The organism is Neobacillus drentensis (assembly GCF_036965645.1).
GTDB lineage: Bacteria > Bacillota > Bacilli > Bacillales > Cytobacillaceae > Neobacillus > Neobacillus drentensis_D.
Genome location: NZ_JBALPZ010000076.1, coordinates 19,759 through 34,074 on the forward strand (window position 1 = coordinate 19,759; position 14,316 = coordinate 34,074).

A 14,316-nucleotide genomic window follows, 5' to 3' on the forward strand; every position below is an offset into this window, starting at 1 on the left:
AGGAGTAATGTTATAAATAATCCCATAAATTACATAAAACAACTGAATAAAGTGAAATAGGGGGGAGCCTAAATGGAAACCAATAAAACGGAAGAGAGAAGAAGAATCTTTAGGTATGAGTTATATAAGTTGAAAGAAGAAGGGTATCTCTCAGATGCTATGGTTGAGACAGTAGCGAAGGCACATCACCAATACCATCTCGATTTACTAAAAGAAGTTGATGTGCCCGTTGTTGAATCAGAGTCATTACAATCAAAGTCAATACCTGCTGCCACTCCGAAACCTGCGAAAGTCAGAAAGACACTTTCACCTGAGGAGATTCGGGAGAGAAACATAACCTGGTCTTTAAATATAGGTGTTATTTTTCTATTAATCGGCGGTTTATTTGTAGCAACCAGTAATTGGGAATCTATGACAAGCTTAATGAAAAGCTTTTCAATTGCTATTGTTTCATTGTTATTTTATGCTATCGCCCTTATTGCCAATAGAATACTTCATATTGATAAAACGGCTTTTGCCTTCACAGTGTTAGGGAGCTTATTCTTACCGATTTTTATTCTCTCCTTAGGCTGGTTTGGGCTTTTAGGTTCGTATTTATCGATTGATGGTGAAGGACGTTATCTGCTTGGAATGCTCGGAAGTCTACTATCACTTGTGGTGTATATATGGTTTGCGAAAAATTTAGGTTCGCGATTATTTGTCTGGTTCTCGTTTGTTTGTTTTTCGATAGGGGCTGTTTTTCTACTGGCGGCCCTTCATTTGAAGATTGATTTTTTCTATTTAGGAATGGTGCTATATAACGCAGTCCTTATTCTTGTTTTCGAACGGGTGAAAAAGATTAGCGGACTACAATCATTTACTAAAGAATTTATACCATTTATCCAAGTGAATTTAATTTTATCTACACTATTTATGCTATTCCTTTTTGATAACGAGGTCTTGTACAGCTTTAACCTCTTGTTAACTGCTGTGATATATTTATCGATGATGTACGTTACAGGCAGGAAGGAATATCATTTTATTTTTACTGTCATGCTGGTTTATGGGGCCTATCAGCTCGTTGAGAATAGTGTCCTTGATAATGCGGGCGGGATTGTTTATGCATTAGTGGCCTTTGGTATTGTCTTTGTCCCTAAAGCATTAAATAATAAATTCTCACTAGACATAGCATTTCAGTATACCAGTGCTGTTTTATCAGGTTTTGCTTTTATATATATTAGTATTGAAGGAATTTTGCTCCGTTCGGGACAACCGGTAATTGTGCTTATGATTGCCTATTTTATTATGGCAGCAAATTTTATTTACCTTTCCAACCATAGTTCGCGATTTATTTTTCCTTATTTAAGTGCACTTTTTCTGTCATCAGGCATCTATGAAGCTGTTTCTTTATTAACAAGTTCGATCGAAGAAATCAATTTCTCTCTTAGATTATTTTTTACAGGATTTATTCTCTTTAGTGTCTTTGGAATTGTTTATTCCATTAAGTATATACAGCAGATACGAAATGCAGTTGTAGAGATAGGATTTTCCATTATGACAATTGCCATGATCTTAACGCTTGCTTTTCTTTATTGGTGGGAATTGGGTGTGATGCTCTTGCTTTTAGCTGTGGCCGCCTATTTACTTCATCAATACCAAGATAGAATTCTCCTAAAAGCAGCTGCCTTATGGGTATTGCCTAGTGCACTAGGCTTTTCCACAGCAGCCTTTGGTGAGGAGTTTAATGTAAACTCCCTTACGTACTATTCTGATTATGGGGCTGCAGTTAATTTCGCAGCCGGAGCGGTGCTTATTTTAGTTTCAAGCTTTGTCTGGGCTAAGCTTTCTAAGCAAGATTTTGCAAGAAGCTCAATGTTTATCGCCCAGGTCCTTTATACATTAGCCATAATCAATGCTATTGTTAGTCCAATCAATCACACTTGGGTCCAGCCTTTAGTTATGTTAGCGGGAATAGGAATGTATTCCTATTTTTATAAAAGGATCGGGATCAATTGGCTGCCTTATTTTATCAGTTTAACGACGCTTCTTTGCTATTTTTCCGTTATGAATGCTATTAATGAGAAGGTTGCATTTAATCATTTGACCAACTCATTAGTATCCTCTATGTGTGCGATCGTTCTGCTTGTAATCGCGGGTCTCTTTCGAAAAGCAAATCCTGACCTCGAGGCAGCATTTGCTTGGGTTGGACACCTCATTCTTCCTCTTTCCCTTGCGATTACTTGGTTTATCTATCAAGAGGATGCCGTCTTTAGCTTTATAATGGCCCTAGTCGGATATGCAGTTAGTGCCAAATTGGCTGTAAGGGAGTGGAAAAGAAGGGTTTACCTGTACGGAAGTTTTACAGCATTATTTTTTGTTATTACCACAGGGATGGAAAGAATACATCTTGAGTCTGATGTAAGATTTGCATTTCCCGTCAGCAGTTTACTAATGCTTACATTTTTCTTATTCGCCAACGAGGAATTTAAAGAACGAACAACTTTTTATTTAGTGCCATTTTCCATGATCGGGATAGCTTCCTTGCTAATGGTCTATCCATTTGGTATCATCCCATATCTAATCACCTGCTTGTATGTAATTGGAATCGTGATTTATTTGCATAAAGCAAAATGGGACATTTTGGGCATTGTGCCTTTAGGTTTCGCTTACTTGGCCACTGTCGAGTTCACGTATGTAAGTAATTTGACGTCGTCTGAAAAAATGCTTGTATTTGCTGTCATTGGTATGGTTTTAATTTTATCTGGTAAAATCCTTTATAAGAAGCTGGTTGAGCCAAGAACAAAGTTATTGGAATTGAAAATAGACGGTTATACTGTTACTGGTCTTATGTACCTTGCGTATATGTATTTTTTAGAGAATCAACATCTTTGGAGTCATGCATTACCTGGAATTCTAATTGTACTCACTTTTTGGCTTCAACGGAAAAGGGTCCCTGCTGAATATGCTGCTTTTATGACCATTGTGGCGGGTGGTTATGTGTTACAGCCTTATTATGCAATCATTAGTGCGCTCCATATCCCGTTACTTTGGCTGCGTGAGGTATACGTTCTTCCCTTTATCTTGTTGACCATTTTCATCCGTCAATGTTTAAAGGGGAAATATGAAAAAGTAGTGAAGGCTCTTCAATGGATGGTACTAGTGTCTGTAGCGCTGATTTTAATCCAAGATGCATTGGAAAGCCATACGATTTATGATGCCATTATTTTAGGATGCCTTTCCTTGTTTTCCATGGTAGCGGGAATGTATATTCAAATAAAGTCATACTTTTTTGTAGGTGCAGGCGTATTACTATTAAATGTTTTTCTGCAAACAAAACCATATTGGGGCAACATGCCATGGTGGGTATACTTGTTGCTAGCCGGGCTAATTTTAATCACGATCGCAAGCTTTAATGAATGGCATAAACAAAAGGTTCAAAAGGGAGAGTCCACTTTTATTACCTTTCTGAAAGTTAACGTAATTGGTAAAATACGAAAGTGGAACTAATACAATGTTTTTTCACATTGTTGATGATAACTATAAAGTATGTTATTATAATAGTAATTAGATAGTACGTTATTGGAGGAGCCTGTCACCAAGGGATAACTATATCCTTTGGTTGATGGGCTTTTTTGATTTTTACTAAAAAAGAGTCTGTAGAGTTTAAAGCACAGACTCTTTTTATTTTTTTGAAAGGATAGGTGATAAGATGGATTTCATTTTTGAGTTAGCGATTATCTTATTAGCTTCTAAAATAGCTGGGGATATTAGTGTTAAGTTAGGACAGCCGTCCGTTTTAGGAAAGCTTCTTGTTGGAATTCTTATAGGGCCGGCTGTTTTAGGGCTTGTATCTAATACGAGTACATTGGAAGAACTTAGCCAGATTGGTGTCATTCTGTTAATGTTTATCGCGGGCTTAGAAACGGATATTGATGGATTTAAACACTCGTGGAAAGCTTCAACCTCAGTAGGGTTAAGTGGAATCGTTGTTCCGTTTTTTTTCGGGTTTATAGCTGGAGTAATTATGAATATGTCGACCATTGAGGCTTCCTTTCTAGGCTTATTGCTTTCCGCTACTAGTGTAAGCATTTCTGTTCAGGCACTTAAAGAATTAAATAAAATGCAATCAAAAGAAGGGACAGCAATCTTAGGCGCAGCTGTTATCGATGATGTTGTAGTCATTATCGCTCTGGCCTTTTTAATGAGCTTGGCAGGTGGAGATGTCAATTTAAGTATCATCATATTGAAAAAGGTACTCTTTTTCGCAGGAGCGATTTTGGCAGCTTGGAAGTTAGTACCCTGGATTTTAACGAAATTTGCACCATTAAAGGTAACAGAATCGGTTATTTCCGGTGGATTAATCATCTGCTTTTTGTTTGCTTATATGGCAGAATTAACCGGGGTTGCTGCGATTATTGGAGCCTACATTGCCGGCTTGGGCATAAATATCACCAAATTTAAACATGAAATTTTAAAAAAGGCAGAAACAATTAGTTACTCCCTGTTCGTGCCTGTATTTTTTATTTCGATTGGAGTAAAAGCAAGCTTTGAGGGTATTTCACAACATCTTAGTACAATCATCGGGCTTAGTATTCTCGCTATTCTAACAAAGTTAATTGGAGCTGCAGCAGGTGCAAAACTGGCGAAATTTTCATGGTTCAGTTCACTTGGAATTGGTGCGGCAATGGTTTCAAGGGGAGAAGTAGCCTTAATTATAGCTGCAATTGGTCTAGAGAGTCATTTAATCAGTCAAGATCTTTTCGCCATTTTAGTTATTGTTGTCCTTGTAACTACTATAGTTACACCGCCAATGATGAAATACTTTTTTAAAAAAAGTCAGAGTCAAAAAGATATAAAAATAACCGCTTAATTAAAATTTTTGAAAAACGACCCCCATGTTCACTTTTGGCAGCTCGAATAGTTTAGTAGAGTTAGAAACTATTAAAAGTTCTATGGAGGTTAGAGATGGGAATCAAATTAATCGATATCGACAAACTACTAGAAGCCACTTCAGATCTAACATCTGAGAAAAACAATAATAAAGTGAAAAAAGTGGAGATTGACCAACTTCTTGAAAATACTCGTAATTGGTAAGTATTAATCACATTTAAATAATATTACACATTGAAATGCCTTCTACTACAAAGAAGGCATTTTTTATTTTAAATTAAAAAACCTTCTTGTAGAATGCGTTTTCAACAAGTATTAATCATAAAGTAGAGGCAGGGCATTTATGGAGAAAAAATATTTTAGGTTTTTCTATTGCTTTTATTTTAAAAAGATACTAGAATAATAATAATTTTTAATATATAAAAAATTATTAGAAAATTGCAAGGAAATTGGGGGAGCATGTTCATGAAAAGAAAGGTAAAGGCAGTCTCGATCGCATTAGCAGGAATGTTGCTGTTAGCTGGATGCGGAAGTAAGGAATCTTCAGGGAGTTCGGAAAAGACTAGTTCAGACAAAGAATTTAATGTTGGTATTACTCAGTTTGCACCGCATCCATCATTAGATGCTGCAACGAAAGGGTTTAAGCAGGCCCTGAAAGACAAAGGGTTAAATGTTAAGTTTGATGAGCAAAATGCGCAGGCAGATATGAATAATACACAAACCATTGCGAATAACTTTGTCGGTGATAAAGTGGATTTGATTTTTGCCAATGCTACACCGAGTGCAACGGCTGCTTTAAATGCTACTAAGGATATTCCAATTGTTTTTACATCGGTAACGGACCCAATCGGAGCTGGTTTTGTTAAATCGTTTGATAAACCAGGCAAAAACATTACAGGGACTACGGATAATCATCCTGATGCCACAAAGAAAACGATTAACTTTATCACCGAGGAAGTTAAAGCCAAGAATGTTGGTGTGATTTTTAATTCAGGCGAACAAAATTCAGAGGTTCAAGTAAAAGAAGTGAAAAAATTGGTAGAAGAAAAAGGAGCAAAGCTGGTCGAAGCTTCAGTATCAAATACATCGGAAGTAAAACAAGCAGCAGAGTCGCTGGTTGGCCGTGTCGATGCCATTTACATTCCTACTGACAATACGGTTGTTACCGCTCTTGATTCCGTTATTGCAGTAGCCAACAGTAAGAAAATTCCTCTTTTCGTAGGAGAACTTGACTCTATGAAAAAAGGAGCAGTAGCCGCAAGTGGATTCAGTTATTTTGACTTAGGTTACCAATCCGGGGTAATGGCAGCAGACATCTTGACTGGTAAGAAAAAGCCATCTGAAATTCCAGTGGAGCTTCCTAAGAGCCTAAAACTAGTGATCAATAAAAAAGCAGCTGAGGCCCAAGGCTTAACAGTGAAAGAGGAATGGAGTAAACTCGGCGAATTTTACGATGGAAAATAATTTATAGTAATACTTTATCAAGGAGGAAACCTTGGCTGACAGGTTGCCTCCTTGATTCATGCATAAGAATAATTTTCTTTATTCTTAGATGTTAGCCTTTAAGACTAAAAGAAAGGATGATCTCAATGTTTACAGCCATATTTGGATCGTTTGAAGCAGGCATCATTTATGCGATTATGGCACTGGGCGTCTATCTTTCCTTTCGTATTCTGGACTTTCCAGATTTAACGGTGGATGGAAGCTTTGTGACAGGGGCTGCTATTTCAGCTGTATTAATTGCAAATGGAGTAAATCCTTTTGTTGCTACAATTGCAGCATTATTTGCTGGATTTGCTGCTGGGTGTATGACAGGGCTTCTTCATACATTTGGAAAGATTAATAACTTACTTTCCGGTATTTTAATGATGATCGCCTTATACTCTATTAATTTACGGATTATGGAACGTTCTAATATACCTCTGTTAAATGCAGATACAGCCTTTACAAAAATCGGGGACTTATTTGAAAAATGGGGAATCGATGCATTTTTTAACCAAATTTTAACGATGGTTGGGCTCGGTGACAGCCTTCCTGAAACATGGGGAATTTTGATTTTTATGATTATCGTGACATTTGTAATCAAGTTCCTAACCGATCAATTCTTACAAACTGAAATTGGGCTTGCAATAAGAGCTACTGGTGACAATAGAAGAATGATTCGGAGCTTTTCTGCAAATACAAATATTCTAGTGGTTTTAGGACTTGGCCTTTCAAATGCTTTAGTAGCTTTCTCAGGGGCACTCATTGCCCAACAGGGTGGATTTGCCGATGTCGGCATGGGAATTGGCATGATTGTTATTGGTTTAGCGTCGGTTATTATCGGTGAGGCACTTTTTGGAACCAAAACAATTGCCAGAACGACCCTTGCTGTTATCGGGGGATCTATTATTTATCGAATCGTAGTTACCTTAGCACTGAGAGCAGAATTTATGAGCCCTGGCGATATGAAGTTAATTACAGCGATTATTGTCATTATTGCTTTAACAGCACCAAAGATTATTGATGCTTCAAAAGAGAAAAAACGTAAAGCACGAAGGAAAGCTGAGAGAATGAACGTAATACAGGCTTCTGCGCAAGTGAAGGGGGACAATCATGCTGCACTTAAATCAGATTCATAAAATTTTTAATGAGGGAACCCCGGATGAGAAAGTGGCCATAGATCATGTACATCTTTCCCTTAAACCAGGAGATTTTGTAACCGTAATTGGGAGTAATGGTGCAGGAAAATCCACGCTAATGAATATCATTTCAGGTGTATTAATTCCCGATGTGGGTGAAGTTCATATTGGTGGGAAAAATGTTACAAGCATGTCTGAATATAACCGTTCCAGAATGATTGGACGTGTGTTCCAGGATCCAATGGCAGGAACGGCTCCTAGTATGACCATAGAAGAGAATCTTGCCATGGCCTATTCACGTAATAAAACGAGGACACTTCGAAAAGGCGTAACGAAAAAGAGACGGGATTATTTCCGTGAGGTTCTTGAATCCCTTCATTTAGGTTTAGAAAACCGACTTAGTGCAAAGGTCGGGTTACTCTCTGGCGGGGAGCGTCAAGCACTATCCTTATTGATGGCGACATTTACAGAACCTTCTATCCTTCTGCTCGATGAACATACGGCCGCACTTGACCCTTCACGTGCAGAGCTTATCACCAACTTAACTAAGGAAATTGTGGCTAAATATAATCTAACTACTTTGATGGTTACCCATAATATGCAGCAAGCAATTGACCTCGGAAATCGGTTAATTATGATGGATAAGGGTCAAATCATCCTTGAAGTGAATGAAGAGGATAAAGATAAACTGACAATTGAGGGATTGCTAAGTGAATTTAAGCGAATTCGCGGTACACAAATGGCGAGTGACCGGGCTATCCTGGCATAACATGAAAAAAGTTTTTTACATTTTTAGACAATGTTACAAAGCTGATTTTATTTCCAATATTTAAACAGTGAAAACATACCGAATGAAGGTGTGTTTTTTCTGTTTTTCGGGAAATATGATTTTCTTCAAAATACTATTCTTTATCACCTAAAAGCGTTATTGCTTTATTTCCTGCACTTGAGTGGACAAAAACCTATCACTTAAAATGAATACTGAATATTCCTGATTTTAAGCTGAGATGGGGGGGGCATTTGATGAAAGAAAAACGAATAAGAGCAGACCAGTTGGCTAATGATTTTTTTCCGGTCCGTGATGTAGATTATATTGAAATCTATACAGGTAATGCAAAGCAAGCTTGTCACTTCTTTTGTACTGCCTATGGTTTTCAGCCAGTTGCCTATTCAGGTCTTGAAACCGGCAATCGTGAAACCGCTTCCTATTGCTTGAAACAACGTAATATTCGGATCGTCCTGACGGGTTCCTACACGAAAGATAGTGAAGTTTCCCAATTTGTTAAAGGACATGGAGACGGCGTAAAGGATGTTGCCCTGCTGGTGGATGATGTAGACAAAGCATTTGCGGAAGCTGTAAAAAGAGGTGCGATTGCTCATACTGCTCCATTTGAAATGAAGGATGCAAATGGAGTGGTAAAAAAGGCCGTTCTCGGTACATATGGAGACACCATCCATACGTTAATTGAGCGGAAAAATTATCAAGGAACATTTTTACCTGGATATGAACCTTTTTCGGCTGCGCTGCCAGTTGAAGATGCAGGGCTAATTGGTATCGATCACGTGGTCGGAAATGTCGAGCGGATGGAGGAATGGGTAGAATATTATTCAAAAGTCATGGGCTTCATCGAAATGAAGCACTTCTCTGATAAAGATATTACCACGGAATATTCGGCTCTTATGTCTAAGGTTATGCATAATGGCGGTCGAATAAAATTCCCGATTAATGAGCCAGCTGAGGGGAAACGAAAATCACAAATTCAAGAATTTCTGGAGTTCTATAATGGTCCGGGGGTTCAGCATTTGGCCATTTTAACAGAAGATATTGTTTCAACAGTCACCACTTTGAAAAAGAACGGGGTGGAGTTTCTCAAAACACCGGACACTTACTATGAGTCATTAGCAGAGCGGATTGGGAAAATAGATGAAGAGATTGAAAAACTGCGTGAACTTAATATTTTAGTAGACAGGGATGATGAGGGGTATTTACTGCAGATTTTCACCAAGCCCATTGTGGATCGGCCGACATTATTTATCGAAATCATCCAGCGTAAAGGAGCCCGAGGCTTTGGCGAAGGAAACTTTAAAGCACTATTTGAATCAATTGAACGTGAACAAGAAAGACGTGGGAATTTATAAAATATAGATAAATAATAAGGTTTAAATGGGGGTCTAAAAAGATCGGTTAAGGGAGAACATCATCTCCCTTTTATTATAAATAAAAACTTAGATAGGTGAGGTATGTGAAGTTTATTACCTTTGAAAAAAGCGATGGCAAGATTAGTGCAGGCTGGCTAGTAGATGAGGAACATGCAGTAGATATGTGTGAAGCTTCGAGCGGTAGGCTTCCTAATAATCTCGTCGATTTTCTTAATAAAAGTGAAGAATATTTGAAACAGACTGAAGGGATCTCTGTGGGCCTAGATCAGAAGGGGGTTTATCCATTAAGTGAACTTCGTTTAAAAGCACCGCTGCCTAATCCAAAAAGTTTTCGTGATTTTTATGCTTTTGAACAGCATGTAAAGACGGCACGAGAAAGACGTGGGCTTTCGGTAGCTCCTGAGTGGTACCAAATGCCTGTCTTTTATTTTTCTAATCATCTTGCGATAACCGGGCCAGGAGATAAAATTCCGAAGCCCAAAAACAGTCTTTGGCTGGATTACGAACTTGAGATTGCCTGTATTATTGGAAAGGAAGGCAGGGATATTTCAGCAGATCAGGCAGATGAATATATCTTCGGATATTGTATTTTAAACGATTGGAGCGCGAGGGACCTGCAAAGAGAAGAGATGAAGGTTGGTTTAGGGCCGGCTAAAGGGAAGGATTTCTCCACCACGATTGGGCCATGGATTGTTACGAAAAATGAACTAAAAGCGCTTAAGCAAGGGAATGGTTTCGATCTCACTATGAAGGCTCGTGTAAATGGGATTTTGCTTTCAGAGGGAAATTTAAAGGATATTTACTATTCCTTTGGAGAAATGATTTCAAGAGCCTCACAGGGCGTGACCCTTTATCCTGGTGAAATCATGGGGTCAGGAACGGTGGGAACCGGCTGTATCCTCGAACTTGGTCCTGAAGTACATCGCTGGCTGGAACCGGGCGATTTGGTAGAACTTGAAATCGACTGTCTCGGTGTATTAAAGAATACAATCATAGACTGAAGAGAGGTGAAAGGATGTATTACCGTCAAATGGGCCAGATTCCTCATAAGCGACATACGATGCTAAAAAAAGCGGATGGGAGCTTATATCGTGAACAGGTAATGGGGACGCGCGGATTCTCTGGAACACAATCGATTTTGTATCATCACCATATGCCAACTGAAATCGTTAAGTCGGAACTAGTCGGCGGTTATTTGCCGGAATATGAGGAGCAGCAGTCATTAAAACATCGTCACTTTATTACCAGTAAAGTGAGTCTAGAGGGGGATGCACTTAAGGCAAGAAATTATATAATGGGGAATGAGGATTTACTAATTGGGACGGCTAAGGTAACGGAACGGATGTCATGTTTTTACCGAAATGGGGATGGAGATGAACTGTTATATATTCATACAGGATCCGGAAAGCTCGAGACCATGTTTGGAACTATTTCATATCGTGAAGGTGACTATTTAATAATACCGATTGGAACCATTTATCGATTCCTGCCGAACAAACAGGAAGCCACTCAATTATTGTTTATTGAATCCTTTAGTCAGATTACAACACCTAGGCGATATCGAAATGAATATGGCCAGCTCTTAGAACATAGTCCGTTCTGTGAGCGTGATATTCGCGGACCTGAAAACTTGGTGACTTTAGAGCAAAAAGGTGAATTTGAGATTTTCACAAAGTCAAGAGGCGTCATTTCCTCACATATTCTTGGTCATCATCCATTTGATGTCGTGGGATGGGATGGATATTTATATCCGTGGGCATTTAATATCGAGGATTTTGAGCCCATTACAGGAAGGGTCCATCAGCCGCCGCCGGTTCATCAAACGTTTGAGGGGAATCATTTTGTGGTTTGCTCCTTTGTTCCGAGGCTTTTTGATTATCATCCTGAAGCCATACCAGCCCCCTATTATCATAGTAATGTCAATAGTGATGAACTCCTTTATTATGTAAAAGGAAACTTTATGAGCCGTAAGGGGGTACAGGAGAGTTCTATTACCCTCCATCCTGGGGGGATTCCCCATGGTCCTCACCCTGGAAAAGTAGAAGCTAGTATCGGGAAGAAAGAGACATTAGAGCTAGCTGTCATGATAGACACTTTTCATCCATTAAAAATAGTTAAGTCTGCCCAAGAAATAGAAGATTCAAGCTATATGTATTCATGGTATAAATAATGCGGAACAATCCAGAGAATTTCGCTGGGTTGTTTTTTTTGATAAGAAAAAAGTGGTATGGTAGTAATAGGCATTCTTTATAATACATATAGAGTGAGGTGAAATTATGGATTTAGATTCCGTTTTAAATAAATTAAATGGTCATACCCCCAAAATCTTAGGAAGTGAAAGATTTTCAAAGTATGCTGTTCTGCTTCCATTATTGCAAAAGGAGGACGGAATTCATGTATTATTTGAGGTTCGTTCGCTGGAATTAAGGCGTCAGCCAGGAGAAATATGTTTCCCTGGAGGCAGAATAGATGCACAAGATATAAATGAGCAAGATGCAGCCATCCGTGAGACAGTAGAGGAGCTAGGGATTAATAATCTTGATATTACTGATGTATTCCCATTGGATTATATGATTTCACCCTTTGGAATGATTCTCTATCCTTATGTAGGTTACATAAAGAACCCAGAAAAAATTCAGCCAAGCCCAGCTGAGGTTGGGGAAATATTTACGGTTCCCTTATCGTTCTTGATCCATAATAAGCCGGAAATCTATCGTGTTTCCCTTAAAGCAGAGCCTGAGGAAAATTTTCCGTTTGAGTTAATACCAGGCGGTGAAAATTATAATTGGCGGGCCAGAGGGATGGATGAATATTTTTATCGCTATGGCGGTAAAACAATTTGGGGGCTGACAGCAAGAATTCTAGCCCATTTCATAGAACTGATTAGCTAAGTCAGAAGAAAAAGTCTAATAAAGGGAATCTGTATTAAAAGCAGAGATATTTCTTTTGTAAAAGCTTGCCGTTTCTAATTTTTTCTATTGTCTTTTTCAAGAGGACAATTGTTCTTTATGAGCGGAAAAAACACTTGATTATTTTTTAAATTGTAATAAAATTAAAATTATATTTTTATAGAGTAGGGGATGTATCCATGAAGGTCGTAAAGTTTGGCGGATCCTCTTTAGCTTCCGGAAGACAGCTAGAGAAAGTATTTCAAATTGTGACTTCTGATAGTGAACGTAAAGTTGTCGTTGTATCAGCTCCGGGTAAGAGGTATGCAGAAGATATAAAGGTTACAGATTTATTGATTGAATGTGCAGAATATAGTTTACAAAATAAGGATCCAAGGGAATTGGTAGCGGCTGTTCTAGAGAGATATGCGGCCATTGCAGCGGAACTAAATCTTCCTGACGGAGTGATCCAGGAAATACATGATGACTTATTAACAAGAATTTCTAGTGATAAGAGTAAACCGGATAGGTTTATCGACCTGTTGAAAGCAAGTGGTGAAGATAATAATGCCAAATTAGTTGCAGCATATTTCCAAACACGGGGAGTAGAGGCTCGTTATGTAGACCCTAAGGAAGCGGGGCTTCTCGTCAGTGATGAGCCAGGCAATGCCCAGGCATTACCGGAATCTTATTTACGACTAAATTTATTAAATGAGCAGTCTGGCATTATAATCTTCCCAGGATTTTTTGGCTATAGTCTCAGTGGTGAAGTGTTCACCTTCTCAAGGAGCGGTTCGGATATTACGGGTTCTATCCTTGCGAATGCTTTAAAGGCAGATCTATACGAAAACTTTACGGATGTGGATGCGGTTTACTCTGTAAATCCTTCCATTGTACAAAAGCCCAAAGAAATTAAAGAATTAACGTATCGTGAAATGCGGGAATTATCATATGCTGGATTTACAGTATTACATGATGAAGCACTTGTTCCTGCATTTAGAGCGGAAATACCTGTCAATATTAAGAACACAAATAATCCGTCAGCGCCAGGAACACTCATCGTGAACCAGCGTGACAACACAAATGGACCTGTCATTGGCATCGCCAGCGATAAAGGGTTTTGCAGTATATATGTGAGCAAATACTTAATGAACAGAGAAATCGGCTTTGGCCGCAAGCTGTTAGGTGTATTAGAAGATTATGGTCTTTCATATGAACATACGCCATCAGGTATTGATGACGTGTCTGTCATCTTAAGGGAGAATCAGCTTGATGAGAAAGTCATGGACAAAGTGATTGACCGGATTAAAAATGAGTTGCATGCGGATGAAGTGAAAGTGGCTCATAGCTTGTCCCTCATTATGGTAGTTGGAGAAGGAATGCGCCAAAATGTTGGAACCATGGCAAGAGCTTCAAAGGCACTTGCAAAGGCAAGGGTTAATATTGAAATGATTAATCAGGGTTCATCAGAGGTTAGTATGATGTTTGGTGTCAAAGAGGTAGATGAGAAGCGGGCAGTACAGGCTCTATATGAGGAGTTTTTTGTTCCTGTAACTGTTTGAGGATTTTTTCATAGAAAAAAGGTACGTTAACCTGATCTGACCCAATAAAGTTAGACAAAAAAGATTAGGCAACCATCAAGACTTGAGTCCGGTATTCCACTGGGCTTAAGTCTTGATGGTTGCCTTCATTCGCTTGTGGTTGTAATAAAGAATATAGTCGGCTAGCTCTCTTTCAAAATGTTCAATACTATCAAATTCCTTTAAATACAGGAGTTC

12 protein-coding genes are annotated in these 14,316 nt (G+C 38.6%); 11 read left to right on the forward strand and 1 reads right to left on the reverse strand.

Translation table 11 applies throughout. The annotated features are described in order from the left end of the window. Positions 1–72 precede the first annotated feature (72 nt). The 11 genes from V7266_RS15195 (at position 73) to V7266_RS15245 (ending at position 14,100) form a co-directional block, all read left to right on the forward strand. Positions 73–3,486: a hypothetical protein gene (locus V7266_RS15195; protein ID WP_335468768.1), complete on the forward strand. Its 3,414-nt coding sequence runs from the start codon at positions 73–75 to the stop codon at positions 3,484–3,486. Between the two features lie 202 nt (positions 3,487–3,688). Then, positions 3,689–4,849 (forward strand): cation:proton antiporter, encoded by a 1,161-nt coding sequence (locus V7266_RS15200; RefSeq protein ID WP_335468770.1) that lies wholly within the window; start codon positions 3,689–3,691, stop codon positions 4,847–4,849. 95 nt (positions 4,850–4,944) lie between these two features. After that, entirely contained in the window at positions 4,945–5,073 is a 129-nt protein-coding gene (locus V7266_RS15205; protein WP_255286609.1) for a hypothetical protein, read from the forward strand. Positions 5,074–5,334: 261 nt separating this feature from the next. Continuing rightward, entirely contained in the window at positions 5,335–6,333 is a 999-nt protein-coding gene (locus tag V7266_RS15210; protein ID WP_335468772.1) for an ABC transporter substrate-binding protein, read from the forward strand. A 125-nt stretch (positions 6,334–6,458) separates the two neighbouring features. Continuing rightward, a complete protein-coding gene (locus V7266_RS15215; protein ID WP_335468774.1) occupies positions 6,459–7,490 on the forward strand; it encodes an ABC transporter permease in 1,032 nt (343 codons plus the stop codon). After that, a complete protein-coding gene (locus V7266_RS15220) occupies positions 7,465–8,259 on the forward strand; it encodes an ABC transporter ATP-binding protein (protein ID WP_335468775.1) in 795 nt (264 codons plus the stop codon). Before V7266_RS15215 ends, V7266_RS15220 begins: the two co-directional genes overlap by 26 nt. 254 nt (positions 8,260–8,513) lie before the next feature. Then, complete coding sequence (gene hppD, locus V7266_RS15225) at positions 8,514–9,629, forward strand: 4-hydroxyphenylpyruvate dioxygenase (RefSeq protein WP_335468776.1); 1,116 nt, start codon at positions 8,514–8,516, stop codon at positions 9,627–9,629. Positions 9,630–9,733: 104 nt separating this feature from the next. Beyond that, the gene (locus tag V7266_RS15230) at positions 9,734–10,651 is read left to right on the forward strand and encodes a fumarylacetoacetate hydrolase family protein (protein WP_335468778.1); all 918 of its coding nucleotides are present in this window, start codon (positions 9,734–9,736) and stop codon (positions 10,649–10,651) included. Positions 10,652–10,665: 14 nt separating this feature from the next. Next, a complete protein-coding gene (locus tag V7266_RS15235; RefSeq protein ID WP_335468779.1) occupies positions 10,666–11,820 on the forward strand; it encodes a homogentisate 1,2-dioxygenase in 1,155 nt (384 codons plus the stop codon). 106 nt (positions 11,821–11,926) lie between these two features. Next, complete coding sequence (locus tag V7266_RS15240) at positions 11,927–12,541, forward strand: NUDIX hydrolase (RefSeq protein ID WP_335468781.1); 615 nt, start codon at positions 11,927–11,929, stop codon at positions 12,539–12,541. Positions 12,542–12,738: 197 nt separating this feature from the next. Next, positions 12,739–14,100 carry an aspartate kinase gene (locus V7266_RS15245; protein ID WP_335468782.1) on the forward strand — a complete coding sequence of 454 codons (1,362 nt, stop codon included), beginning with the start codon at positions 12,739–12,741 and terminating at the stop codon, positions 14,098–14,100. A gap of 105 nt (positions 14,101–14,205) precedes the next feature. Here V7266_RS15245 and V7266_RS15250 read toward each other — a convergent pair whose 3' ends face one another. Next, complete coding sequence (locus V7266_RS15250) at positions 14,206–14,310, reverse strand: IS3 family transposase (protein WP_420491415.1); 105 nt, start codon at positions 14,308–14,310, stop codon at positions 14,206–14,208. Between the last annotated feature and the right edge of the window lie 6 nt (positions 14,311–14,316).

Excerpts from the sequence above, each read along its gene's own strand:
- V7266_RS15195 (WP_335468768.1), top strand. The coding sequence starts at position 73 with ATGGAAACCAATAAAACGGAAGAGAGAAGAAGAATCTTTAGGTATGAG.
- V7266_RS15200 (WP_335468770.1), top strand. The coding sequence starts at position 3,689 with ATGGATTTCATTTTTGAGTTAGCGATTATCTTATTAGCTTCTAAAATA.
- V7266_RS15205 (WP_255286609.1), top strand. The coding sequence starts at position 4,945 with ATGGGAATCAAATTAATCGATATCGACAAACTACTAGAAGCCACTTCA.
- V7266_RS15210 (WP_335468772.1), top strand. The coding sequence starts at position 5,335 with ATGAAAAGAAAGGTAAAGGCAGTCTCGATCGCATTAGCAGGAATGTTG.
- V7266_RS15215 (WP_335468774.1), top strand. The coding sequence starts at position 6,459 with ATGTTTACAGCCATATTTGGATCGTTTGAAGCAGGCATCATTTATGCG.
- V7266_RS15220 (WP_335468775.1), top strand. The coding sequence starts at position 7,465 with ATGCTGCACTTAAATCAGATTCATAAAATTTTTAATGAGGGAACCCCG.
- hppD (WP_335468776.1), top strand. The coding sequence starts at position 8,514 with ATGAAAGAAAAACGAATAAGAGCAGACCAGTTGGCTAATGATTTTTTT.
- V7266_RS15235 (WP_335468779.1), top strand. The coding sequence starts at position 10,666 with ATGTATTACCGTCAAATGGGCCAGATTCCTCATAAGCGACATACGATG.
- V7266_RS15240 (WP_335468781.1), top strand. The coding sequence starts at position 11,927 with ATGGATTTAGATTCCGTTTTAAATAAATTAAATGGTCATACCCCCAAA.
- V7266_RS15245 (WP_335468782.1), top strand. The coding sequence starts at position 12,739 with ATGAAGGTCGTAAAGTTTGGCGGATCCTCTTTAGCTTCCGGAAGACAG.